The organism is Streptomyces sp. NPDC051180 (genome assembly GCF_040689545.1).
Classification (GTDB): domain Bacteria; phylum Actinomycetota; class Actinomycetes; order Streptomycetales; family Streptomycetaceae; genus Streptomyces.
The window spans coordinates 343,370-368,722 of sequence record NZ_JBFBBC010000001.1; the positions used below are offsets into that span (position 1 = coordinate 343,370).

17 protein-coding genes are annotated in these 25,353 nt (G+C 74.7%); 9 read left to right on the plus strand and 8 right to left on the minus strand.

The window, feature by feature from the left end; genetic code table 11:
- Positions 1–79: 79 nt before the first annotated feature.
- A complete protein-coding gene (locus AB0424_RS01555) occupies positions 80–1,525 on the minus strand; it encodes a glyceraldehyde-3-phosphate dehydrogenase (protein ID WP_366301310.1) in 1,446 nt (481 codons plus the stop codon).
- A gap of 139 nt (positions 1,526–1,664) precedes the next feature.
- Here AB0424_RS01555 and AB0424_RS01560 point away from each other — a divergent pair, with 139 nt between their 5' ends.
- Positions 1,665–4,709 (plus strand): BTAD domain-containing putative transcriptional regulator, encoded by a 3,045-nt coding sequence (locus tag AB0424_RS01560; protein WP_366301312.1) that lies wholly within the window; start codon positions 1,665–1,667, stop codon positions 4,707–4,709.
- A 31-nt stretch (positions 4,710–4,740) separates the two neighbouring features.
- On the opposite strand, the gene AB0424_RS01565 is transcribed toward AB0424_RS01560, so the two are convergent.
- From AB0424_RS01565 to AB0424_RS01580, 4 genes are all read right to left on the minus strand, one after another.
- On the minus strand, positions 4,741–5,196 hold the full coding sequence (locus AB0424_RS01565) for a helix-turn-helix transcriptional regulator (protein WP_366301313.1): 456 nt from the start codon (positions 5,194–5,196) through the stop codon (positions 4,741–4,743).
- Positions 5,197–5,455: 259 nt separating this feature from the next.
- On the minus strand, positions 5,456–6,109 hold the full coding sequence (locus AB0424_RS01570; protein WP_366301315.1) for a GNAT family protein: 654 nt from the start codon (positions 6,107–6,109) through the stop codon (positions 5,456–5,458).
- A gap of 92 nt (positions 6,110–6,201) precedes the next feature.
- On the minus strand, positions 6,202–7,233 hold the full coding sequence (locus AB0424_RS01575) for a serine hydrolase domain-containing protein (protein ID WP_366301317.1): 1,032 nt from the start codon (positions 7,231–7,233) through the stop codon (positions 6,202–6,204).
- A gap of 185 nt (positions 7,234–7,418) precedes the next feature.
- Positions 7,419–9,158 (minus strand): VanW family protein, encoded by a 1,740-nt coding sequence (locus AB0424_RS01580; protein ID WP_366301318.1) that lies wholly within the window; start codon positions 9,156–9,158, stop codon positions 7,419–7,421.
- Positions 9,159–9,422: 264 nt separating this feature from the next.
- Between AB0424_RS01580 and AB0424_RS01585 the strand changes: the two genes are divergently transcribed.
- From AB0424_RS01585 to AB0424_RS01605, 5 genes are all read left to right on the plus strand, one after another.
- Positions 9,423–10,187 carry an IclR family transcriptional regulator C-terminal domain-containing protein gene (locus AB0424_RS01585; protein WP_366301319.1) on the plus strand — a complete coding sequence of 255 codons (765 nt, stop codon included), beginning with the start codon at positions 9,423–9,425 and terminating at the stop codon, positions 10,185–10,187.
- A 45-nt stretch (positions 10,188–10,232) separates the two neighbouring features.
- Positions 10,233–10,562 (plus strand): putative quinol monooxygenase, encoded by a 330-nt coding sequence (locus AB0424_RS01590; protein WP_366301320.1) that lies wholly within the window; start codon positions 10,233–10,235, stop codon positions 10,560–10,562.
- A gap of 95 nt (positions 10,563–10,657) precedes the next feature.
- Positions 10,658–11,692 (plus strand): LacI family DNA-binding transcriptional regulator, encoded by a 1,035-nt coding sequence (locus tag AB0424_RS01595; RefSeq protein ID WP_366301322.1) that lies wholly within the window; start codon positions 10,658–10,660, stop codon positions 11,690–11,692.
- 135 nt (positions 11,693–11,827) lie between these two features.
- Positions 11,828–16,357, plus strand: coding sequence for an aminotransferase class I/II-fold pyridoxal phosphate-dependent enzyme (locus AB0424_RS01600; protein ID WP_366301323.1), 4,530 nt, complete (start codon positions 11,828–11,830; stop codon positions 16,355–16,357).
- Positions 16,357–17,151: a class I SAM-dependent methyltransferase gene (locus AB0424_RS01605; protein ID WP_366301325.1), complete on the plus strand. Its 795-nt coding sequence runs from the start codon at positions 16,357–16,359 to the stop codon at positions 17,149–17,151. Before AB0424_RS01600 ends, AB0424_RS01605 begins: the two co-directional genes overlap by 1 nt.
- Positions 17,152–17,182: 31 nt before the next feature.
- Here the strand turns inward: AB0424_RS01605 and AB0424_RS01610 are convergent, their stop codons facing one another.
- The 3 genes from AB0424_RS01610 to AB0424_RS01620 all read right to left on the minus strand — a co-directional run bounded on the left by AB0424_RS01610 (position 17,183) and on the right by AB0424_RS01620 (position 21,738).
- Positions 17,183–18,277, minus strand: coding sequence for a glycosyltransferase (locus AB0424_RS01610; RefSeq protein WP_366301326.1), 1,095 nt, complete (start codon positions 18,275–18,277; stop codon positions 17,183–17,185).
- 49 nt (positions 18,278–18,326) lie between these two features.
- Positions 18,327–20,252: a glycosyltransferase gene (locus tag AB0424_RS01615; RefSeq protein ID WP_366301328.1), complete on the minus strand. Its 1,926-nt coding sequence runs from the start codon at positions 20,250–20,252 to the stop codon at positions 18,327–18,329.
- A gap of 706 nt (positions 20,253–20,958) precedes the next feature.
- Entirely contained in the window at positions 20,959–21,738 is a 780-nt protein-coding gene (locus AB0424_RS01620) for a glycosyltransferase family 2 protein (RefSeq protein ID WP_366301330.1), read from the minus strand.
- Between the two features lie 216 nt (positions 21,739–21,954).
- Between AB0424_RS01620 and AB0424_RS01625 the strand changes: the two genes are divergently transcribed.
- From AB0424_RS01625 to AB0424_RS01635, 3 genes are all read left to right on the plus strand, one after another.
- The gene (locus tag AB0424_RS01625) at positions 21,955–23,796 is read left to right on the plus strand and encodes a glycoside hydrolase family 15 protein (protein ID WP_366301332.1); all 1,842 of its coding nucleotides are present in this window, start codon (positions 21,955–21,957) and stop codon (positions 23,794–23,796) included.
- Between the two features lie 45 nt (positions 23,797–23,841).
- The gene (locus AB0424_RS01630) at positions 23,842–24,135 is read left to right on the plus strand and encodes a hypothetical protein (RefSeq protein ID WP_366301333.1); all 294 of its coding nucleotides are present in this window, start codon (positions 23,842–23,844) and stop codon (positions 24,133–24,135) included.
- A gap of 129 nt (positions 24,136–24,264) precedes the next feature.
- Positions 24,265–25,338 (plus strand): phosphatase PAP2 family protein, encoded by a 1,074-nt coding sequence (locus AB0424_RS01635; RefSeq protein WP_366301335.1) that lies wholly within the window; start codon positions 24,265–24,267, stop codon positions 25,336–25,338.
- Positions 25,339–25,353 lie beyond the last annotated feature (15 nt).

Below are 25,353 nucleotides of genomic sequence, written 5' to 3' on the forward strand. Positions count from 1 at the left end.
CCGTTCGGTTCGCCGCCGGGAACGGCGGAGCGCCGCACCCCGGACCTGGAGTGCGGCGTTCGACCGTGGCGTGCGGGGATCAGACCGCCGGGACCGGGAAGGTCGGGTACTCGACGCCGGAGACGTGCTGGACGACCCGGATGACCTGGCACGAGTAGCCGAACTCGTTGTCGTACCAGAGGTAGAGGATCGCGTTGTCGCCGTCGACCTTGGTCGCGCCGGCGTCGACGATGGACGCGTGGCGCGAGCCGACGAAGTCCATCGAGACGGCGTCGGGAGCCGTGGTGAAGTCGATCTGGCGCTTCAGCGGCGAGTGCAGCGAGACGTCGCGGAGGTACTCGAGGACCTCCTCGCGGGTGGTCTCGCGGCCCAGGCGCAGGCTCAGGATCGCGATCGAGACGTCCGGGACGGGGACGCGGATCGAGCTGCCGGTGATCGGGGCCTTGAGGTCCGGAAGCGCCTTGGCGACGGCCGAGGCGGCACCGGTCTCGGTGATGACCATGTTGAGCGGCGCGGAACGGCCGCGACGGTCGGCCTTGTGGTAGTTGTCCAGGAGGTTCTGGTCGTTCGTGAACGAGTGGACCGTCTCCACGTGGCCGCGCAGCACGCCGTACTCGTCGTCCATCGCCTTCAGCGGCGGGACGATCGCGTTGGTGGTGCAGGAGGCGCAGGACAGGATCTGCTCGTCCGGCTTGACCGTGTCGTGGTTCACGCCGTGCACGATGTTCGGCACGTCGCCCTTGCCGGGCGCGGTGAGGACGACCTTGTCGATGCCGGGGCGCAGGTGCTTCGAGAGGCCCTCGCGGTCGCGCCACTTGCCGGTGTTGTCGATGAGGATGGCGTTCTCGATGCCGTACGCCGTGTAGTCGACCTCGGAGGGGTCGTTGGCGTAGATCACCTTGATGGTGTTGCCGTTGGCGACGATGGTGCTGTTCGCCTCGTCGACCGTGATCGTGCCCTGGAACTGGCCGTGGATGGAGTCGCGGCGCAGCAGGGAGGCGCGCTTCACCAGATCCTGCTCACCGCCACCGCGGACGACGATCGCGCGCAGGCGCAGACCGTTGCCGGAGCCGGCCTTCTCGATGAGGAGGCGGGCCACGAGGCGGCCGATGCGGCCGAAGCCGTAGAGGACGACGTCGCGTCCGTCACGGCGCTCGATCTTGTTCTCGCCGATGGCGCCGGAGACGGCCTCGGCGGTGAACTCGGCCACGGTGAGACCGCGGTCGTCGGTCTTGTAGTCCGCGGCCAGCACGCCGATGTCGATCTGGCACGGGCCCAGGTCGAGGGTCGTGAGCGTCTGGAGGAAGGGGAGCGTCTCGGTGACCGAGAGCTCCTCGCCGTCGATCTGCCGGGCGAAGCGGTGGGTCTTGAGGATGCTGACCACCGACTTGTTCACCAGGGAGCGGCTGTGGACCAGGACGGTGACGTCCTGCTCCCGGTGCAGCTTCCCGATGATCGGGATCATCGACTCCGCGATCTCCTCGCGGTTCTTCCAACTGGTGAACGAGTCGTCATTGACAGTCACAAGATTATCTTTCGAGCTAGGCGGCGCTCATATGGTAACCCGCGGCCGGTTTGATCAATCAAGGGGTCCCGAACCGTACGATGGGGCCCGTCGGGATCCGCCGCAGGCTGGCGGCCCGCCTACCTGATGCGGGGGCACGGTGGTGAAGTTCGGTCTGCTCGGACCGCTGGTCGTCCACGACGGGACCGGGCCGGGGCCGGTGACCGGCCCCAAGGTCCGGGTCCTCCTCGCCGCGCTGCTGCTCCAGGCGAACCGCACGGTGGCGAGGGACACGCTCAAGGAGGCGCTCTGGGGCGCGTCCGTGCCCGCCAGCGCCGACGCCGCCCTCGCCAACCACCTCACCCGGCTCCGCAGGGTCCTCGCCGCCGCGGACGGCGGCGCCGAGGACCGCCTCCACACCGTGGCCCCCGGCTACCGCCTCCTCGTCCACGACGGCGAGCTGGACTGCGACGTCTTCGAGGGGCGCGTCCGGGCGGTACGCGACGCGCACCGCCGGGAGGACTGGGAGGAGGTCCGGCGGCAGACCGCGCTCGCCCTGCCGCTGTGGCGCGGCACGCCCCTGGCGGACCTGGCCCCCTTCTCCGACACCGAGGCGCCCGCCCTGCGGGTCCACCAGCTCGCCGAGGCCCGCCTCCAGGCCCTGGAGTGGAACTTCGACGCCGAACTCCGCCTCGGCCGGCACCACGAGGCCGTCGGCCCGCTGACCACCCTGGCCGCCGAACACCCCCTGCGCGAGGAGTTCCACGGGCTGCTCATGCAGGCGCTGCACCGGTCGGGCCGCCAGGCCGAGGCGTTCTCCGCCTTCCGGCGGCTGCGCCGGAGCCTCGTCGAGGAGCTCGGCACCGAACCGGGCGCCGCCGTCACCCAGGCCCACCGCGAACTGCTCGCCGGCGAGCCGGACCCCCGCAGGGAACCCCGCCCGGCCCCGCCCGCGGCCCCGCCGGCCCACCGCCCGCCCTTCCAGCTGCCCTGCGACGGCGGGGCGTTCACCGGCCGCGCCACCGAGGCGGCGACCGTGGCCGCCCTCCTCGGCGTCGACCCGGCGGTCGGCGGCGCCGGCCCGGGGGAGGAGCCGTCCGCGCACGACCGGAGCCCCGCCCCCGGCGCGCCCCACGGCTCCGGCGCGACTCCCGTGGTCCCGGCGCGGCGCCGTCCCGGCACCCCGGACGCGCCCGCGTACGTCCGGCCCGTGGTCATCTCCGGCATGGGGGGCGTCGGCAAGACCGCGCTCGCCGTCCACGTGGCCTACCACGTCCGCGAGGCGTTCCCCGACGGCGCCCTCTACGCCGACCTGCGGGGCTACTGCGGCCACGGGGCGCGCACGGCCCACGAGCTGCTCGCCCGCTTCCTGTCCGACCTGGGCGTCCACCACGAGGCGCTCCCGGAGGACATCGACGACCGGGCCCTGCTCCTCCAGGCGGCCCTGGCCGACCGACGCGTCCTCCTGGTCCTCGACAACGCGCGCGACGCCGCCCATGTGGCGCCCCTCCTGCCGGCCGGCGGTCCCAGCGCCGTGCTGATCACCAGCCGGCAGCTCCTCGCCGACCTGCCCGGCGCCGTCAGCGTCCCCCTGGCCCCGCTGCCGCCGGCCGACCAGCACGCGCTCCTCGCCCGGCTGGCCGGAGCCGACCGGGTGCGGAGCGAGCCGGAGGCACTGGCCGACATCATGGCCGCCTGCGGAGGACTGCCGCTCGCCCTGCACATCGTCGGCGGCCGGCTCGCCTCCCGCCCCCACTGGCCCCTGGCGCTCCTCGCCCGCCGGCTCACCCCGCACCAGGGCCGCCTGGAGACCCTCTCCATGGGCACCTTCGACGTCCAGCGGACCTTCGACATGAGCTACGTCGCCATGCGCGACAGCGACCGCCCGCTGGAACGCGAGGCCGCCCGTGCCTTCCGGGTCCTCGGCCGGGTCTGGTCGGCGCACCCCGTCACCCCGCAGTCGGCCGCCGCGCTCCTTGGCCTCCCCGAGGCGCGGGCCGCCGCGGTCCTCGACGTCCTGGCCGACGCCCACCTCGTCCTCAACCCCGAGCCCGACCGGTACGTGCTCCACGACCTGCTCGGCGAGTACGCGGCGCAGCGGGGCGACGAGGAGGACCCGGAGGAGGAGCGGACGGCGGCCCGGCTGCGGATGATCGCCTGGTACGTCGCGGCCCTCGCCTCGGCGACCCGCACGGCCACTCGCGAGACGCAGTCGCCGCCGCCGCTCGACGGCGAACCGGCCACCCCCCTGGCGCTGCCCGTCTTCGCCGACGACCACGAGGCGATCCGCTGGGCCGTCAGGGAACTCCCCGCCGTCCGGGACGCCCTCGGACAGGCGGCGGAGCTCGGCCGCTCCGACATGGCGTGGCGGCTGGCCGTGGGGCTCTTCGGCTACGCCAGTACGCACTGGTGGACGAGGGAGTGGGACGCCTGCCTCGCCCAGGCGATGGAGGTCGCCCGCGCCCACGACGACACCCTCGGACAGGCGTGGCTGCACCGCCGGATGGCCGTCGCCCACGGCATGGCCTTCCGCAACGACGCCTGCCTGGAGCACCTGCGGATCGCCCTCGACCTCTTCACCGCCCGCGGCGACGAGGTGGCCCGCGCGTCCATCCTCGGCAACATCTCGGCGCTCTACATCCAGATCGAGGACGCCGACCAGGCGCTCGTGCACGCCGAGCTCTCCCGTGACCTGTACCAACGCTCCGGGAACACCCGCGGCGAGGCGCTGCTGCTCAGCCGGATCGCCGACATCCACAAGCTCCGCGGCGAACTCGACCTGTCGGCCGCCGACTACCGCAGGGTCATCGAGCTCCTGCAGGGCACCGGGCACGGGGTGTTCCTGGCCACTGCCCTGACCAACCGCGCGGACGTCCTGCGGGCCCTCGGGCGCCGCGACGAGGCGTTCGCCGCGCTCACCGAGGCGCTCGCCATCCGCCATCGGATGGACGACCACGGCGGAACGGCCGACTGCCTCGTCGTCACCGCCCGGACGCACCACCACTTCGGGGAGTGGGCCGAGGCCCGCGCGGCCTGGGAGACGTGTCTGGAGCTCGCGCGCAAGCACCGTCTGGCCAAGCGGATCGAGGAGTGCCTCCAGGGCCTCGCCGAGCTGCCCGGGATGGCGCACGCGGCGCCGGGACCCCAGCCCGCCGTCCCCGTCACGCCCTGCACCTCGGGGACGCGGCCGGGCCGGAGCCGGTGACCCCGGCCCGGCCGCGTCCCCCGGACACCCCCTAGGCGGCCCGTCGCCGGCCGCCGGCCCGGGCCATCGCCGCGGTGAGGACGCCGCCGACCACCATCCCGGCCGCGGAGACCAGGGCCAGGGTGCGGACGTCGGCGGGGGCGAGCCGTCCGGGCGGCGCCGTCCGGACGGCCGGCTCCCGTGCCGCGCCGGTGACCGAGGCGCAGGAGCGGTCGTTCCCCGCGTGGCGCAGGCACCGGTCGAGCTGTTCGAGCAGCGGCCGGGGGTCCTGCCCGGCGGCGTGGGCGAACTGCTCGATCACGAGCCGGGTCGGGAGCTGCTTCCGGTTGAGGAACCGTTCCCACGAGGAGCGGCTGTAGTGGGTGCGCTGGGCCAGGCCCGCGTAACTGAGCTCCGAGGTCTCCTTGATCTGCCGCATCTCCCGGGCGAGCCGATCCCACGGGTCCTGCTCGCCCACCGCACACCGCGTGCCGTGTTCCGTCGCCATGCCCTCTTCCTCCCCGTCACGAGTCGTCCTCGTCGCCGACGATTCTCGGACCGGGCTCCAACGGATCGCCAACAGGCGCCCAACGGCCGTCTCACGCCGCTGTCGGCGCCCGCCGGTGCCGACGCAGAAGCTAGCAACCGCGGGACGGCGGGGGACAGGGCGGCGGGGCCGTCCCGGAGCGGGCGGGACCCCGCGGGACGGCCCGGGCCGCCTCGCCGGGCGGGCCGCGCGGCGGGCGTCCCGACCGTGTCCCGGGAGGTCAGCGCCGGTCGGGCAGGGCCGCCGCCCGCCGCTCCCGGATGCCGGCGAGCCGCCGCTCCAGGGCGGCCCGCCGCTCCGGCCACTCCTCGGCGATGATCGAGAAGACGGCGGAGTCGCGCAGACGGCCGTCCTCGCCGGGCGCCCACGAGCGCGCCGAGCTGCGCAGGACGCCCTCGAAGCTCGCGCCGACGCTCGCGATGGCGGCGCGGGAGCGGGCGTTGCGCGCATCGGTCTTGAGGTCCAGCCGGGCCACGCCCCAGGTCTCGAAGGCGTGCCGGAAGAGGAGGTACTTGGCCTCGGCGTTGACGCCGGTGCCCTGGGCCGAGGCGGCGAGCCAGGTGAAGCCGACCTCGATCGCGCAGAGCCGCTCACCGTCGGGCCACGGGCGCGGCTCCCAGAATGAGGTGGCGCCGACCACCCGCCCGGTCACCGCGTCCACCTGTACGTAGGGGGCGAGCCTTCCGTCGGCGGCCCGGCCGAGCTGGGTGTCGATGTAGTCGCCGACGTCCGCCCGGCGCGGCACCCAGGTGAAGTCGTACGAGTCCCGCTCCTCCTCGGCCGCGTCCGCGAGACCGGCGGCGTGGTGGTGCCCCAGGGGCTCCAGGCGCACGAACGCGCCCTCCAGAAGAGGCCCTTCCAGCGTGAAACCCATCGATCAGCACTCCGTACGTGTCGAACCCGTCAACGATCGTCCAGCCGGTGCAGCGTCGCAGAGCCCGGCCCGCGGGGACACCCGATTTCGTCTCACCGCAGGGCGAGCGACCGGAAGACGTCCCGCACCCGGGTCAGCGGACCGGGGTCGCGGGTCAGGTACAGCCGGTTGGTGAGCAGGACGGCCCAGCGGCCCCGCGCCGGGGAGACCCACAGCGCCGTGCCCGTGAAGCCGAAGTGCGCCCAGACGTCGTCCGAGGGCCCGGTGCCGGGCGCCGGGTGCCAGAAGAGTCCGCGCGGCGGGACGAGCGCCCCCGTGCGCACGCGCAGGGAGGCGGCCGTCCACTCGGCCGAGAGGACACCGGGCACCGGGTCGAGGACGCGGCGGAGGAACAGGCCGACGTCCGCGGCGGTGGTGAAGACCCCGGCGATGCCGCAGGCGCCGCCGAGGAGCCGGGTCGAGAAGTCGTGGACCGTGCCTTTGAGGCGGGTGCCGCTCTCCTCGTCGAACTCGGTGGGCGCGCACCGCGCGCGTGCCTCCTCGGGCAGTGGCCCGTACCGGGTGTCCGTCATGGCGAGCGGCGTCCAGATCCGTTCCGCGGCGAGCCGGGGGAGCGGGGTGCGGGTGAGGTGCTCGGCGAGGTAGCCGAGGATCAGCGCGGCCCGGTCGGTGTAGGCGACGGCCTCGCCGGGGCGGTGCCGCAGCGGTTCGGCGAGGACGCCGTCCCGGACGTCCTGCGGATCGGAGCCGTACAGCGCCCGGAGGTTGGCGCGCAGCGGCAGTCCCGCGGTGTGGGTGAGGAGGTCGTGCGCGGTGAGGGAGGCCGCGGGCCGGCCCACGGCCTCGGGCCAGTACGACCCCAGGGGCGCGGCCGGGTCCAGCTTCCCGGCGTCGACGAGGGTGCCGGTCACCGCCCAGACCGCGAGGATCTTGGTGAGGCTGGCGACGTCGAAGAGCGTGTCGTCGCGCACGGGCTCGTCGGGGTGCGCCGGGTCCAGCAGGCCGGCGCACCCGTGCGCCAGGGTGGTGCGGGCGTCGCCCACGGCCCAGGCGGCGCCGGGGACGACACCCGCGCGGACGGCGTCGTCGAGGAGGCTTTCGAAGGGGTCGCTGCGCTGTGCCAAGGACTGCCTCCGACGGGTCGGGCGGGGCGGGCCTGTCGGACGGGGCTGACGGGCCGCGCTCCGAAGTGATGCCCCGGCCGACCGGGAAGACACCCTTCCGGCCCCGTGGGTCCGGCCCGCGCGGCGCCGCCGGCGGGGACGTCGCCCGGGCGTCCGGGCCGCTTCCCCGGGCCGTCAGACGGAGGTCACGTGCAGGTCACCTCGTCGCGCGGGGTGTAGTGCGTCTTGAAGGTCTCGCGCTTGACCTCGGCGCCGTCGTTCTTGAACACCCGGTCCACCGAGATGTCGAAGCCCTCCAGCGGCGGCTGCACGACGCACTCCTTGCCCGTGCCCTCGCGCTTCTTGGGCTCGGTGAGGTGGGTGCGCGGTCCGGCGACGGCCTCCACCGAGTCGTACTTCCTGGTGCCGAGGAAGCTCACGGTGACCGAGGAGTCCGTCGCACTCGCCTTGATGTAGATCGGCTTGCCGGTGTCGTTGCGGAACTTCAGGTCGAGGCTGCCCCAGGCCACGGTGGCCTCGCGGCCCGCCGGGTAGCGCTCGATGTAGAAGGAGTGGGCGCCGTGCTCGACGGGCTTCACGCCGGCGAAGAACATCGCGTTGTAGACGGTGGTGGCCATGGCCGACACACCGCCGCCCGGGGCCTCGCGGTACTGGCCGTCGAGGATCATCGTGCCGTCCACGAAGCCGTTGTCCGGGGTGCGCTCGCCGACGGTCCTGTTGAAGCTCCACACCTCGCCGGGCTGCACGAGGGAGCCGTTGATGAGCTCGGCCGCGCGCCCGATGTTCGTCGTCCGGTACGGGGCCGTGGGGAAGTTCACGGTGAACGTCGACATCTGCTCAGTGATGCCGAGCCGGGCCAGCGAGTCGCCGGTCAGCTGCGGCTCGGTCACCTTGGTGGCCACCGGAGCCGTGCGGGCCGCGTCGCCCGAGCGGGTGAGCAGCGGGCGCACGGCGTCGCCGAGGGCCTTCGCGGTCACCTCGTGGCCGGCCCGTCCCTCGGACTCCACCACGACCTTGCCGTCCCGCACCGCGAGCCCCGCCTCGACGGGCGCGCCCGTCAGCGCGGCGAGGGGCCGCGCCACGTCGGGGTCGCGGAGCAGCGCGGCGGGGTCGAGGTCGGCGGTGAGACGGCCGCCCTCGTTCTTCACCGTGAGGTGGTCGCCGAGGGTGGCGGCGGAGATCCGGAGCCGCTCACCGCCGGTGGTGAGCGTGACGGGACCGGAGACGGCGGGCTTCGCGTACGTGTCGAGGAAGCGCGACACCTCGTCGGCGGCCAGCTTCGGCTGGGTGACGGCCACCGGGAGGTTCACCGCGGAGGCGCCCGTCGCGGCGGGGTAGGCCGCGCGGAGGGTGTCCACGGCCCGGACGGTGTCCAGCTTCTGTCCCGTCACCGGCCGGGTGGCGACGGCCTCGCCCTCGCGGAAGGCGACGGCGCCCTCGCGGACGTCCCTGTCGTTGCGCTCCGCCAGCCCCGCGACGGCCGCCTTGGCCTTGCCCTCGTCGTAGGCGAGGACCGGGTGGATGTCCCGCTCGCCCGAGGAGAACAGCCGCTTGACGACGGTGACGGGGTCGCGCGCCGGGTCGGCGGCCAGGTCGGCGGTCTTCGCCACGTCCACGGTCAGTCCCGCGGCGGCGGGCGCGACGGTGGTGGCATGGTCGCCGACCCGGACGGGTATCGGCGCGGTCCACGAGGCCGGTGCCTCGGCCGCCAGCTTCGCCCGCGCCTCCGCTCGGCTCATGCCCCCGATGTCCACGCCGCCCACGCGGGTGCCGGCGGATATGTCGTCCCCGGCGGTGAGCAGCCCCGCCGCGTACAGACCCCCCGCGGCGACGGCGACCACGCCCGTCGCGATCGCCGCGTTGCGCAGGCGAGGGCTGAGCCCCTGGCGGGGCGTCGGGGCATGGTCGGTCCTGGAGCGGGGCACACGCTCTCCCGGGGCGTCGAGGGAAGGGGAATCCCCACGACGGTACGCCGAAAGAGTGGCTTATGCACATAAGGCTCGTTTGACCTGCGGAGATACGGAACGGGGCGAAACGGGCACCGAGTGTGTCCGGACCCCCTCTGTCGATCCGCCGCTCCCCGCTCCGCGCCCGATCGACAGGGCACCTCCTGAGCATCGGCAGCCCACTTCCTGAGCATCGGCAGCACACCCCCTGAGCATCGAAAGCCCACCCCCTAAGCTGGGTCGATGCCCGCCACCCCGAGCCCCGGCCCCGGGCCGCAGTCCGTCGACAGGGCCCTCGCCGTCCTCGACGCGGTCGCCGACGCGGACCGGCCCGTGGGCGCGAAGGTGCTGGCCCGGCGGCTCGGCTGCGCCCTCTCGACCGTCTACCACCTCACCGGCCCCCTCCTCGCCCGCGGCTACCTGGTCCGCACCTCGGAGGGGTACGCCCCCGGCCCCCGCGTCCCGGCCCTGCACCGCTCCCACCAGCGCCACCACGGGCTCGGCGCCGGGACGGGCGAGCTCCTCGGCCGACTGCGGCGCGCCACCGGGGCGGAGGCGTACCACACGGCCTACCGGGACGGCCTGATCACCGTCGTCGACACCACCGCGCCCGTCACCGACACGGCCCACCCCTTCACCCCGGGGCCCGAGGACCGCGCGCACGCCACCGCCCACGGCAAGGCGCTGCTCGCCGCGCTGCCGCGACCGCTGCGCCGGCGCTATCTGGCCGAGCACGGCATGGCCCGCCTCACCGAGCGCACGATCACCGACGCCGAACGCTTCGAGGCCGAGGCCGCCCGGGTGCGCGGCCAGGGCTTCGCCGTCTCCGTCGGCGAGGCGGACCTCGCGTACACGTGTCTGGCCGTGGCACTGCCGGAGCGTGGCGACGGGATCGTGCACGCCCTCTCCGTCTCGCTGCCCACGGCCGACTTCGCGAGGCGCCAGGGCGAGCTCAGGGCGGCGCTGACCCGGGCGGTCCCCGCCTTTCCGGCCCTGCCGGAATCCTGACCCCTCCGGCTGGCAGGGCCGGGGGCGCCGCCGCAGAGTGAACGCATGATCTTCATCGCCGTGCGCTTCACCGTCCGCCCCGACCGCGCCGACCACTGGCTCGACCTGGTCGACGACTTCACCCGCGCCACCCGCGACGAGCCGGGCAACCTGTTCTTCGACTGGTCCCGCAGCGTCGACGACCCCCGCGTCTTCGTCCTCCTGGAAGCCTTCGCCGACGCCGAGGCGGGCGCCGCCCACGTGGCCTCCCCGCACTTCACCGCGGGCCTCGCCGCCATGGCCGGAGCCATCGCGACCACCCCCGAGATCATCAACGTCGAGGTCCCGCAGCAGGGCTGGGGGGCCATGGCCGAGCTCGCCCCGACCGGCGCCTGAGGCGTCCCCCGGTCGTCCGGGGAACCCGCCGTCCCGCCTGATAGGTTCGCGTCCACACGCAGGCGGGGCGGCGGGCCCGAGGGGAGAAGCGGCACATGGCGGGGAGCGGACGGCAGACCGGCAGACCCACCCTCGAGGAGGTCGCGGCCAGGGCCGGAGTCGGCCGCGGCACGGTCTCCCGGGTCATCAACGGCTCCCCCAAGGTCAGCGAACAGGCCAAGGCCGCCGTCGAGCGGGCCGTCGCCGAACTCGGGTACGTCCCCAACCGGGCCGCCCGCGCGCTCGCCGGCAGCCGCACCGACGCCGTCGCGCTGGTCATCCCCGAGACCGAGGCCCGGCTCTTCGCCGAGCCGTACTTCCTCGACATCATCCGCGGAGTCAGCAGCGAACTCGCCGACGCGGACAAGCAGTTGCTCCTCACCCTGATCCGCAGCGACCAGGAGCGCCAGCGGTTCGAGCAGTACCTCGCCGCCCAGCGCGTCGACGGCGTCCTCCTCGTCTCCGTGCACGGAGACGACCCGCTGCCCGACCAGGTCAGGGCCCTCGGCCTGCCCGCCGTCCTCAACGGCCGCCGCACCGAGGACGAGCGGGTCGCCTTCGTCGACTCCGACAACACCGGCGCCGGCCGGACCGCCGTCGCCCACCTGGCCGCCCGCGGCCGCCGCTCCATCGCCACCATCACCGGTCCGCCCGACATGTACGTCGCCCGCTGCCGTCTCGACGGCTACCGCGAGGGTCTCGCCGACGCCGGGCTCGCCGAGGACCCCGGGCTCGTCGCGGGCGGCGACTTCACGGAGGAGGGCGGCCGCCGCGCCATGCGCCGACTCCTGGAGCACCGACCGGACCTGGACGCCGTCTTCGCCGCCTCCGACGTCATGGCCGCCGGCGCCCGCGGCGTCCTGCGCGAGGCGGGCCGCCGCGTCCCCGAGGACGTCGCCCTCGTCGGCGTCGACGACTCCGCCGTCGCCCGGCACATGGACCCGCCGCTGACCAGCGTCCGCCAGCCCATCGAGGAGATGGGCCGCACCATGGCCCGCGTCCTCCTCCAGGAGATCGCCGACCCCAGCGGCCCCGACGAGCAGCCGCGCCGGATGCTGCCCACCGAACTCGTGGTCCGCGCCTCCTCCTGACGCCCCCGGCGCGGCCCCCGGGACGCCGAGATGCACCCGCCCCGAGGGCCCCGGAGAATGGACACCGTACGGGGTCCGTACCCGCGACCAGGGCGCTCCCACTCGGCGTCCGACCCGACAAGGGGGCGGTCGACGATGCCGCTGGGCCAGCCCGACCGGCCGCCCACCGCGACCGGGAAACTGCGCTTCTGGACGCTGCTCTACCTGCTGGCCGTGACACTCCTCACCGCCGCGTACCTGAAGTACCCCGAACGGCACACCACCCTGTGGGCGCTCATCGGCCTGAGCGGCGTCGCCGCCATGCTCGTCGGCGTCCACATCCACCGGCCCTCCCGGCGCTGGCCCTGGCTGGTCCTGGCCGGCGCCAACCTCGCCTTCACGGCCGGGGACACCACGTACAACGCCCTGGAGGCGTTCTTCGACCAGACGCGGCCCTTCCCCTCGCTGGCCGATCCCCTGTACCTGGTGACCTACCCCCTGTTCGCCATCGGCCTCTTCGGGTTCATCCGCTACCGGGCCGTCGGTCGCGACCTCGGCGTCGTCCTCGACGCGCTGATCCTCACCTCGGGCCTCGCGCTGCTCTCCTGGGTCAACCTCATCACCCCGCTGGCCCGCAGCGAGGACATGAGCTGGACCGAGAAGGCCATCTCCATCGCCTATCCCCTCGGCGACGTGCTGATGCTCGCCATGCTCGCCCGGCTCCTCGTCCCCGGCGGACTGCGCTCGCGGTCCGTGCAGCTCCTCACCCTGGGCACCTGCGGCATCCTGGCCTCCGACGTCATCTACGGCACCCTCCAGCTCAAGGGCACCTGGCAGGTCGGCACGCCCTGGGACCTCGGCTGGGTCGTCTTCTTCACGGCCTGGGGACTCGCCGCCCTCCACCCCTCGATGACCGGTCTCACCGAGCGCGTCCCCGAACCGCCCACCCGGATCGCCGAGCGGCGGCTGGCCCTGCTGGCCGGCGCCTCGCTCGTCGCCCCCGCACTCCTCCTCTTCCAGTCCCTGCGCCACGACCGGAACCAGGACATCGCCGTCATCGCGATCTTCTCGGCGATCATGTTCCTGCTGGTCCTCACCCGGCTCTGGGGCATGATGAACGAACACGACCGGGCCGAGGCGCGCGAGCGCAGCCTCAGGACCGCCGCCGCCTCGCTCGTCGCCGCCCTCAGCCCCCGCGAGGTCGCCGGCGCCGTGGAGACGGCGTCCGCCACCCTCTTCGGCCAGGACACCGACCACCGGGTCCTGCTCTTCACCCGTGACCGCAAGGACGGCCTCGACGCCGTCGCGACCAGCCGCCACCCCTGGAGCTGCCGCACCGAGGCGCTCACCCGGCCCCCCACCACCGGCTGGCCCGACGTGGTCGCCGACGGCGCCCGGCTCCTCCCCGTCACCCGGCTCGACCCCGCCGTCGCCGCCGAGATCGCCCCCGAGACCCACGCCCTGCTCTGCCCCCTGGAGCTGGAGACCCCCGCCGAACGCGAACCCCTGCTCGGCGTGCTGCTCTTCGCCGGCCCCGAGAAGAAACTCGCCGAGATCGGCGCCTCCGCCCAGTCCCTCGCCTCCCAGGCGGCCCTGGCCCTGGAGCGCTTCGGACTCAGCGAGGAGGTCAACCGCCGGACCAGCGAGGCGTACTTCCGCACCCTCGTGCACAACACCTCGGACGTCATCCTCATCGTCGACGACGACGACACCGTCCGGTACGCGAGCCCCTCCGCGGAGAGCATGTTCGGCCACTCCCTCCTCCCGGGCACGCCGCTCACCGACCTGCTCGCCCCCGCCGACGCCGCCAGCGCCCTGCGCGTCCTGGCCGAGGCGCGCCACCGCGACGCCGTCGACGCCCGCGACAGCTGGAAGCTCCTCCACGGCGACTCCGCCGACCTGGAGGTGGAGGTCCGCTGCAGCAACCTGCGCAACGAACGCACGGTGCACGGGCTCGTCCTCACCCTGCGGGACGTCACCGAGCAGCGGAAGCTGGAGCGCGAGCTGACCCACCGGGCGTTCCACGACTCCCTCACCGGCCTGCCCAACCGGGTCCTGCTCCTCGAACGCATCGAGCGGGCCCTGCTGCGCGGCCGCCGCGAGTCCACCCTCACCTGCATGCTCTTCGTGGACCTCGACGACTTCAAGGTCGTCAACGACACCATGGGCCACTCCGTCGGGGACGAACTCCTGGTCGCCGTCGCCCGCCGCCTGACGGCCGTCCTGCGGCTGACCGACACCGCGGCCCGGCTCGGCGGCGACGAGTTCGCCGTCCTCATCGAGGGAGCCCGCGAACCCCGCGACGCCGAAGCGCTGGCCGCCGAGATCGTGCACACCCTGAGCCAGCCCTTCCACCTCACCGACGGTGCCGTCTCGGTCTCCACCAGCGTCGGCATCGCGACCGTCCTCGACAGCGCCCACGCCGAGGAACTCCTCGGCCACGCCGACCTCGCCCTCTACGCGGCCAAGGCCGCCGGCAAGAAGCGCTGGCGCCTCTTCCACCCCGAGCTCCACTCCCGGCTCGTCGCCCGGCACGAACTCCAGGCCGGCATGGACACGGCCATCGCCGACCACGCCTTCGCCCTGCGCTACCAGCCGATCGTCGAGGTCGGCAGCGGCGTCCCCGCCGGCCTCGAAGCGCTCATCCGCTGGCCGCACGCCCGGCGGGGAATGGTCCCGCCCGACCAGTTCATCACCCTCGCCGAGGAGAGCGGCCACATCATGCCGCTGGGTGCCTGGGTCCTCGAACACGCGGCCCTCGACATCGCCCGATGGCAGCGCGCCCACACCCGCAAGGTCCCGCTCTACGCCAACATCAACGTCTCCGCCCGCCAGTTCCGCGACCCCGGGCTCCTCGAAGAGGTGCGGCGCACCCTCCACTCCTCCGGACTCGCCCCCGGCTCGCTCGTCCTGGAACTCACCGAGACCGTCCTCATGCGGCAGGACGCCCAGATCCGCACGACCATGGCCGCCCTCAAGGACATGGGCGTCTCCATCGCCATCGACGACTTCGGCACCGGCTTCTCCTCGCTCAGCTACCTCCGCGACTTCCCCATCGACATCCTGAAGGTCGACAAGTCGTTCATCGACGACCTCGCCACCGACCCGCAGCAGGTCGCGCTCGTCGAGGGCATCGTGCGCATCGCCGACGTCCTCGGCCTCCAGGTCGTCGCCGAGGGGATCGAGCACGAGGAACAGCGGGCGCTGCTCGCCGACATGGGCTGCCGGTTCGGGCAGGGATACCTCTTCGCCCGGCCGATGACCGCCCACCAGGCCGAGTCCTATCTGCACCGAGCCCCCACCCCGGGCGAGCAGCGCCCGGCCGTCCGGCTCGCCGAGCCCCCCGCGACCGGGCCCACCGCCTCCGTCGCCGGCCCCGCCGCCCGCATCACCGGCCACGGCCCCGAGGGCACGGTGCGCGCCGGCCGGCCTCCGCGCCCGTCGCGTTGGCGGGACCTGGAGCACCTGAAGCGGACCAGCCTCATGTGCGACGCCGTCATCGACGAGATCGACGGCCGGCGCATCCGGGTCGGCGACGACTGGCTCATCGACTTCGCCTCCTGCAACTACCTGGGCCTCGACCTCGACCCCACCGTCATCGACGCGATCGAACCGCAGGTCAGACGGTGGGGTACGCACCCCAGCTGGTCCCGGCTCATCGGCAGCCCCCGGCTCTACCCCCGGATCGAGGAGCGCCTCACCGAACTCCTCGGCGCCTCCGACACGCTCCTGCTGCCCACCATCACCCTCATCCACCAGTCGGTCATCCCGCTGCTCGCCGGCACCGGACAGGTCTTCGTCGAGGCCACCGCACACCGCACGGTGTACGACGGCTGCGTCGTCGCCCGGGGACAGGGCGCCGAGATCCACCGCTTCAGCTCCGAACGCCCCGACGAGCTGGCCACCCTGCTGCGCGGCGCCCCCGCCGACGGCGGACGGCTGGTCTGCATGGACGGCGTCAACAGCATGACCGGGAACTTCCCCGACCTGCCCGCCCTGGCCCGCGTCTGCCGGGAGCACGGCGCCCTGCTGTACGTCGACGACGCCCACGGCTTCGGCGTCATCGGGGAGCGGAGCCCCGACGAGACCAGCCCGTACGGCTCGCGCGGCAACAGCATCGTCCGCCACCTCGGCGAGAGCTACGACGACCTGGTCCTGGTCGGCGGCTTCTCCAAGGCGTACTCCTCGCTGCTCGCCTTCCTCGCCGTGCCCAAGTGGCTCAAGGACCACCTGAAGGTGGCGGCCGCCCCGTACCTCTACTCGGGCCCCTCGCCGACCGCCTCGCTGGCCACCGCCCTCGCCGGGCTCGACGTCAACGAGGCGCGCGGGGACGAGATCAGGGCCGATCTCCACCGCATGACGGCCCGCGTCCTCGACCACGTGCGCGGCCTCGGTATCGCCACCCCCAACACCGACGGGCTGCCGATCGTCGAGATCCCCCTCGCCGACGCCGGCGACCTCGACGCCGTCGCCTCCTTCCTGTGGGACCACGGCATCTACGTGACGCTCGCCTCCTACCCGCTCGTCCCGCGCGACCGGGTGGGCTTCCGCGTCCAGGTCACCGCCGCCAACACCGACGAGGAGATCGGCGAACTGTGCACGGCCCTGACCGAGCTCGCCGGCCGCTTCCGCCTCCAGACCGTCGACGAGGGACCGGTCACCGCCGGCCGGCCCGCGGAGCGGTGATGGACCGCACCGGGCGGCACCCCCGCGTGGAGGAGGCCCGCACCCGTCGCAACCGGGACGCCGACTGGAACGCCTGGCCCGTTGCCGACTACCTCGCCGAGAACTACCGCAGGCTCCACCCGTGCGACGTCGGCGTCATCCACCACCACTCGGCCGTCTACCGGCGCTACGCCCCCGGAGCCCTCGCCCGCACCCTGGAGCTCGGCGCCGGACCCAACCTCTACCCGCTGATGCTGGCGGGCGCCGCCGCCCGCCGCGTCGACGCCCTGGAACCGAGCGCCGCCAGCGTGCGCTACCTCCGGCGGCAGCTCGCCCACGGCGCCGACGTCAGCTGGCGGCCCTTCTACGCCCTCTGCCGCTCGCTCGACCCGGCGCTCCCGGCGAGCAGCGCCGAGGCGCTCTCCCGGGTCCGGGTGCTGCACGGCAGCGCCGACGCGCTCACTCCCGGCGGCTACGACCTCGCCTCGATGAACTTCGTCGCCGAGAGCGTCACCGAGGACTTCGACGAGTTCACCGCCCTGTGCGGGACGTTCGTCGAAGCGGTCCGCCCCGGCGGCCGCCTCCTCGCCTCCTTCATGGAGCGCATGCCGAGCTACCGCATCGGCACGGGCCCCGTCTGGCCCGCCTGCCCGGTCGACGGGACCGTCCTGCACGAGGTGTTCGCGCCCCGCACCACCGGTCTGCGGATCGTCCGACTGGCCAAGGACCTCACCCTGCCCGAGTACGGGGACACCGGCGTCCTGCTCCTCACGGCCGAGCGGCCCGCCGACGCCCCGCCCCCGGTCCACGGTTGACGGCGCCCGCCGCGTCGGGCCTGCCGTGCCGTCAGGCCAGCAGCTCGCGGTAGAGGGCCGCGTACCGGGCGGCGAACCGCTCGGGGCCGAAGTGGTCCTCGGCCAGCGCCCGCCCCCGCGCGGCGAGCATGTCCCAGGAGCGCGGCCGTTCGAGCAGCCAGGCCAGCTGCTGGCCCGTGCGGCGCGCGTCCCCGGCGGGGGCCCGCAGCACCGCGGGGCCGAAGTCGGCGAACTGGGGCAGGTCGCTGAGGATCGCCGGTCTGCCCGAGGCGAGGGCCTGGAGCACGGTGAGGGGGACGTCCGCCTTCCCGCCGAGGTGGACCGGAGGGAACAGCAGCACCTGTACGGAGGCGAGGAGCGCGTGCATGTCCTCGACGTAGCCGCGCACCTCGAAGTCGACGAGGCCCGCCGCCCCCGCCCGCTCCCTCAACGCCTCGTTCAGGGCCTCGGTGTCCTGCCCCGGCCGGCCTCGCATCGCGAGCACCAGCCGGAAGTCGCTCCCCGCCCGCCGTGCCTCCGCCGCCGCGTCGATCGACTCCACCGCGCCGCCGTGCGGATCGTGGTGACCGGAGAAGAGGACGGCGGGGAACCCCTCCGGGCGCGGCAGGTACGGCCACTGGTCCAGGTCGATCATCGGAGGGATCACCCGTACGTCCCCGAAGCGGGCGGCCCGCAGCCGGCGCGCCATCGACTCGGACAGGGCCACGGTCGTCCCCAGCGGCCTGCCGCGCGTCAGGTACCGGGTGTCCACCACCCCCGGGACCGTGTGGACGACCGGCCGCCTGCCGAGCAGCGGCGGGCGCAGCGAGGAGAACACGGGGTAGGCGCGGCCAACCGTCAGGAAGGCGTGCACGAGGTCCACCCGGCGCGCGAGCACCGCCCCGGCCAGCACCGACTGCACCCGCTCCGGCAGGTTCGGGGCCCCGGTCGGGGAGACGATCCGGACGGGTCGCCCGCGCACGGGAGGGTCCCGCCGACGGCCCGGCCGGTGCGAGAACCAGACGAACTCCACGTCCGGCAGCGACTCCAGGACGTCGGCGGCGAGCAGCACGTCCGTCCCCTCCGCCCCGTCCAGCGGACCGCCGGTCAGGAGCAGGACACGGGGCCGCCGCTCGGCGGTGGGCATCACGCACCTCCGCCGCGGTCCCGGCCGGAACCGCCCGGGTCGCGGCCGGTCAGAGGGTCGTCCGCCATGACGCACCCCTCTTCGTCGGCCGCCGCGGGTACGAGGGCGCGTCGAGGAGCCGGTGGGCCAGGGCCAGGTAGCGGCCCGTCGTCTCGTCCCACGTGTAGTGCTGGGCGGCGAGCGCGGAGCGCCGCCCGAGACGGCGCCGCAGCGCCGCGTCACCGGACAGCTCGGTCATCCGCTCGCCCAGGGCGGCCACGTCGAACGGCGCCACGGCCACGTCCCCGCCGTCGCGCATCCAGCGCAGGGCGGGCAGGTCGAAGTGGAGGACGGGCTTGCCGTGCGCCATGGCCTCCAGGGCCACCCGGCCGAAGGCTTCGTGCCGCGACGGCATCACCAGGAACGCGCTGTCGCGGAGGAGCTGGCGCCTGCGGTCCTCGTCGGCGTACCCGACCCAGTGGATCCGGGGCTCCGGTCCCCGCGTGCGGGCGGCGACGAGGGCCGCGAGCCTGCGCTCCTCGGCCGGGGCCCCGGTGCCCGCGAGCAGCAGGTCGAGGGGCGGCCGGGACCGGTCGTACGCGTCGAGCAGCAGGTCGAGTCCCTTGCCCCAGGTGTCGATCCGGCCCAGGTACAGGATGAACTGCCCCGAGCCGAGCCGGGTCTCGTCGACGGCGCGCTGCTCGACCCCGTCGGCGAACACCTGCACGTCGGCCCGCGGGCTGAGACGCCGGACCACCCGACCGTCCGCCGCGTTCATCACCACGATGTGCCGGTAGCAGCGCAGCCCCAGCCGCTCCATCACGGCGAAGGGCACGAGACGGAACCGTCCCGGGGGCCCCGCCCCGCGGCCGTGGTCGATGCCGACGACCGGCGCGGCCGTCGTCAGGGGCAGGAAGCTCGCCGACAGCGGGGGAGTGAAGCTCTCCAGCCACAGATCGTGCCGGATGCGGCGGGACACGAGCGGGAGCAGCGCCAGGAACAGCAGCCGCCCGGCCCGCGGCCCGGCCCGGCGGACCGGCAGCCGTACGTACCGGATGCCGTCCCGCTCCACCGCCCCGCCACGCAGGCCCGCCGTCACGACCGTCACCCGGAAGTCGTCGGCGAGCCGGCGCGCCACCTTCCCGGCCACCAGGGCTCCGCCACCCCGGTGACCGGGATTCTCCACGTCCTCGTACACGGACACCACCACGTGCCGGCGCCCGCCGTCCGGGCCTCGGCGCGTGCCCCGGGGCCCGGCGGGGCTCTCGGCGCGTGCCCGTGCGGCGGCCCGCTCCCGGGTGCGTGCGGCGGCCTCCCGCCGCGCCCGCACGACGGACTCGTCGCGCTCGCGGCCCGCGACGAGGACGCGCTCCAGGGCCGCGGCCGCGACCAGCGAGGGGGGCCGCGTGCCGTCGAGCCGTGCGATGCCCGGCAGCCGTCGCGACCAGCACCGGTACCGGGCCCGCGCGGCGGACCGGGGAGCGTCGGGGGTGTCCGGGCCGCGGCCCCGCAAGGGGTCGGGGCCGCTCTCCACGAGGAGTGTCAGATCGTAGTCCGCGGCGGCCGCGAGGAGCAGGCGCGCCGCCCCGGAGCCGGTCGGCGGGTCACGCCTGGCCAGTCCGTCCAGCGGGCCGCCGTCGGTCAGGACGACCGCGGGACCGCCCCGGGCCCGTCGGCGCGCCACGAGTCCGGCCACCGCGAGGCGGACCGCCGGCTCGGCCGCGTCCAGGAACGCGTGGGCACGGCGCAGCGGGGATCCCCGGCGCTCGGGATCCGTGGCGCGTCGTGCCCACCCGTCCCCACCCGGTTCCCCCGTATCCCTCACCCGTGGCGGAACCGGGAGCCTTCGGCAGAGGAGACAGTCGTGGCCGTGCGCGGTGACGACGGTGAAACCGCGCTCGCGGAGCAGCGGCAGGAGCCTCCGGGCCAGCCGGGACCTGCCGGCGCCGTCGGGGCCGGACACGGCGATGCGCAGGGGACCTCGCGGGGCGCTCACGGCAGCCGCCTCCGGGTCCCGTCGCGGGACGCCCGGGCGCGTGATCCGGGGCTCCGCGGCGGGACGACGGGGACGCGCGCGACGGCGCGCGGCGCGGGCCCGCGCCGGATCCCGACGCAGGTGGGCGGCGGGCACGCGTGCGCCAGCGGCCCGCGACCGTGCGGGCTCCGTGTGCGGGAGGAGACGGTCCGGGCGTGCGGCACCGGGGCGCTGGTCAGGGCGGGCCGCAGCGGCACGGGGCAGTCCGGCGTGGTGGGGTGCCGGTGGGGGAGCGGTGGCGCGGGTGGGCCGTCGGGATCGCCCGGGCCGCCGGAATCCCGTCGGCGCGCGGCGTGCGCGCGGACCGTACGGGCACGTCGGCGGCGGGCGGCGCCGCGCGGCCTGCACGCCCGGCTCAGGGGCGGGGCGGCCGCGGCGTCGAGCCGGTCGGAGATCCGGCGGGCCGGATGGCACCGCGCGGAGTGCGGGGAGGTACGGGCCGGACGGCGGCCGGACTCGGCGAAGGGCCAGTCGGTCACCCGCCGCAGGGGATGCGGCGCGGGTGCCGCCGGCGTTCGGCTGATGGGGAGGGAGGTCACGACGCGCCTCTTCCGGCAACCGACCCAACCGAGGGCCTGATCCTGTCCTGAGCCGTCCGTCCGGACACCCGGCCGGATCGTCTCCCGAATGATGCTGTTTCCAGCGTGGGCTCACCCGGGGGCATTCGTCAACCGGGGGAGCTGCGGGTCCGGCCGTGTCCGTGCGTCAGCCGCGAGAGGGCGTTGTGCGGCCGTTCGTCGAGGAGCGTGCCGAGGATGCGCACGCCGTCGCGGACGGTCCGGGGGTGCGAGGAGCGGTGCGGGCAGGGCAGTTCGCGGCTCGGGACCTCCGCCACCCGCAGGCCGTAGTGGAGCGCGTGCGTGACCAGTTCCGCGCCGAGTTCGACGCCGTCCTCGCGCAGGTCGAGGAGGTCGACGAACGGGCGCCGGAACGCGCAGAACCCGTACCAGAGATCGGTGAGGTGCTGCCCGTAGAGCCGGCGCGCGACCCGCAGCAGTGCCCGGTGTCCCACGCGGCGCGGCAGCCCGTACGCGGCCACTTCCCCGCCCGCGATGAAACGCGATCCCTTGACGAAGTCGTATCCGCTTTCCAGGTAGTGCAGGAAATGCGGAATCTCGTGCGGTGACATGCTGCCGTCGGCGTTCATCAGCACGACGAGATCGCCGGTGGCGGCGAGCAGCCCTGCGTGCGGGATGTCGCCGCGCTCGAAGTCCCAGGTGCCGAGGCCCCGCACGGTCAGACCGGGCCGCGCCCGGAGCTCGCCGGCCGGGCCGCCGACGAGCACCACCTCGCCCACGCCGGCGGGCACCCGGTCGAGGAGCAGGTCGAGCGCGGGCCGTGGGTCCGTGTCACCGGGACGGACCGTGAGCACGAGGCTCACCGTCCGCGTGCCGGGGCCGGGCGCCCGGTCGGTCGAGCGGCGCCGGGGGTGCGCGTCCCGGCTCATCGGTACGGCTCGTCGATCATCGGCACGGCCTTCCGCGCGACGGACCCTGTCTGTCCACAATCCTGCGGTGTGAGGGAGGACGTCAAGAAACGCGGATGGATATGCCGCCGGCCGTGAAGGGATAACGGTCGGTGAGAGCGGCGAAACACCCTTCATCCGGCAGGGAATTCCCCGCTCCTTTCTGCGATCTGCCGCCATTCGGCATAGAATCCGTTCATGGCAGGGCGAATTGAGGACTACGCCCTCGTCGGTGACCTGGAGACCGCCGCGCTCGTCGGGACCGACGGGTCCGTCGACTGGTGGTGCGCGCCGCGCTTCGACTCGCCCGCCTGCCTCGCGGCCCTCCTCGGCGACCCGGGACACGGGCGGTGGCTCCTCGCCCCTGTCGGGGCGGCCCGCTGCACGCGCCGGGGCTACCGCGGCGACACGCTCGTCCTGGACACCGTCTGGGAGGCGCTCTCCGGCTCCGTGCGGGTCACCGACTTCATGCCGGTCCGCTCCCTCGGCGAGAGCACCCCCACGATCGTCCGGGTGGTCGAGGGACTCTCCGGACGGGTCGCGATGCGGGGCGAGTTGAGGGTCCGCTTCCACCACGGCGGCATCGTGCCCTGGACCCGCTCCCTGGACCGCCGCACGGTCGTCTCCATCGCCGGACCCGACGCGGCCTATCTCTCCTGCGGGCCCGGCGCCGACCCGGTCGTCACCCGGGACCGCACGGCCTTCGCCTTCACCGTCCCGGCCGGACGGCGCGTCGCCTTCACCCTCGGCTGGCGCCCCTCGCACGCCGCCGCGCCCCCCGCCGAGTCGCCCGCCCGGATCGACGCGGCCCTCTCGGGCACCCTCGCGTTCTGGAACGACTGGGCAGCCGCGCTCCGTTACGAGGGCCCGCGGCGCGACGCCGTCATCCGCTCCCTGCTCACCCTCAAGGCCCTGACGTACGCCCCCACCGGCGGCGTGGTCGCCGCGGCCACCGCCTCGCTGCCCGAGTCCATCGGCGGGCAGCGGAACTGGGACTACCGCTTCTGCTGGCTGCGGGACTCCACCTTCACGCTGTCCTGCCTGCTGCGCGGCGGCTACCGCAGGGAGGCGCTCGCCTGGACGGAGTGGCTGCTGCGCGCGGTCGCGGGCGATCCCGCCGACCTCCAGCCGCTGTACGGGGTCGAAGGGCAGCGCCGGCTGCCCGAGACCCTCGCCGACTGGCTTCCCGGGTACGAGGACTCACGGCCCGTCAGGTTCGGCAACGCGGCCGTCGACCAGTTCCAGCTCGACATCTACGGCGAGGTGCTCAACACCGTCTACTCCGCGGTCCGCGCCGGCGTCACCCTCGACCCTCCGGCCTGGGCACTGGTGGCCGCGCTCCTGGAGTACCTCGGCGAGCGGTGGCAGGAGCCCGACGAGGGGATCTGGGAGGTCCGGGGCCCGCGCCGCCACTTCGTCCACTCCAAGGTCATGGCCTGGGTAGCGGCCGACCGCGCCGTCCGCCTCGCCCGCGTCGCCGGACTGCGCGGCACCGTGCACCGCTGGCAGGCCCTGCGCCAGGAGCTGCACGCCGAGATCTGCGCCCGCGGGTGGAGCGCCGAGCAGGGGTCGTTCACCCAGTCCTACGGAAGCGGGCAGGTCGACGCCACCGCCCTGCTCATCCCGCGGCTCGGATTCCTCCCCGCCCGCGACCCCCGGGTGCTGGGCACCGTGCGGGCGATGGAACGCCTCGACGACCACGGGTTCCTGCGCCGCTACGGCGACGTGCGGGACGGCGGCACCCACGGCCTCGACGACCTCGGGGGCACCGAAGGCACCTTCGTCGCCTGCACGTTCTGGTACGCCGACGCGCTCGCCATGACCGGTCGCGTCGACGAGGCCCGCGCGGTCTTCGAGCGGGTCCTCGACGTCCGCAACGACGTCGGCCTGCTGGCCGAGGAGTGGGACCCCGTCGCCGGCCGCCAGCTGGGCAACATGCCGCAGGCGCTCAGTCACGTGGCCCTGGTGAACACGGCGTTCACGCTCTACGGCACCCGTCGGCACGACCGCGCCCTCTCCGGTCACCTCGCTGTGGCATGATCGCGCCGACCTCCGGCGCGGCGCCGGAGCCACTGGGGGTGGACCGTGTCCTGGTACCTCGCGCTGCCGAGCCTCGTGCTCGCCGTGCTGCTCGTCCTCGGCGGCGTCGCGGCGCTCCGCACCGGCCGGCTGCTGCCGTGGCAGCGCCGGCACGTGTACCGCACGGAACTCTTCGGCGGCGCGCAGCTGGTCATGGCGGCCGCCTTCACCGTCCAGGCGGCCGCCGCGCTGCTCGACGACCGCGGAGTACGCCGGGCGTGCGCCACCGTCGGCATTCTGGGGATCCTCTGCGGGCTCGTCCTCGTCGTCCTCGCCCAGCGCCCCCGTCAGGACCGCTGAGCCCGGCGCCGCACGCCGGACCTCCGGCGGGAGCCGGCGCCCGTCGCCGCCCCGGCCGGTCCCTCCCCGAGCGTGTCGTTCGGGTGAGTCCAGCGGGCGGCGCGGCCGCGCGTGGGTTCGAATCAGGGCATGGCTCCCTATGACAGGCTCCGCGCGGGTGGTTCCCCGAGGCCGCTGGAGACCGGTGACACCTGGTGGTACGCAGCCGTGGCCGGCGAGGCCGCCGGCTCCTTCAGCGCCCGGGTCCGGACCCGGACCCGACGTGCCTGCCTCGGGGCGGTCCTCCTCCTCACGGTCGCCTACGCGGGCCTCGTCCTCACGGCGACCGGCCGCCGCTGGGGCGACGCCGCCCTGACCGGACGCCGCGCGGACGCCGCGGCCGTCGCCGTGCTGCGCGACCACCCCTCCCTCACCGGTCTCACCACCTTCTCCCTGGCGGCCGGATGCGTCCTGCTCCTCGCCGTCGGCCTGATACGCAGGCGGTACGCGCTCACCGGAGCCGCCGCGGGCGCGGTGGTCACGGCCCTGGCGCTCACCGGCCTGCTCCAGCGGTACGCACCCCGCCCGCGCCTGCTCGACACCGGCGGCGCCCTCGTCCCCAGCGGCTTCCCCAGTACCCAGACCACGCTCGCCGTCGGCATCGCCCTCGGGCTCGTCCTCGTCGTCCCCTACCGACTCCGTGGGCTCGCCGTCGGCGCCGGAACCCTCTGGGCCGCCGGCGTCGGCGCGTACACGATCGCCTCCGGCCGGCACCGGCCCGGCGACGTCATCGCCGCCGCCCTCCTTGCCCTCGCCGTGGAATGCGGGCTCCTGGCCGTCCTCGCCCGCAAGGGCAAGGTCCGCCCCGGCCCCCGGCGCGGCCCCCTGATGCCCGGCCTCCCGGTGACGATCCCGCTCGCCCTGCTCGCCGCCGCCGGCCTCGGCGCCGGCCTCTGGCTGCTCGGCGACACCCTCGCCCTGCCCGCCACCGCCCCCTACGACCCCGCCGAGCTCCGGCTCGCCCACCGCTGCGGCCAGGCCCTCGCCGCCGGTGTGACCGCCGCCACGGGGCTGGTCCTCCTCGGTGTGCTCCGCCGCGTCGACGTGGACGGTGCCCCGGCCCCGTACCGGCTCGGCGGCCCCTTCGTGGAGGCCGCGGGGGTGCCCCGCGAGGGCGAGCTCGTGGGGCCCTTTACGGACGACCTCGATCACGAGATATCTTGATGTCGAGCAATCTCG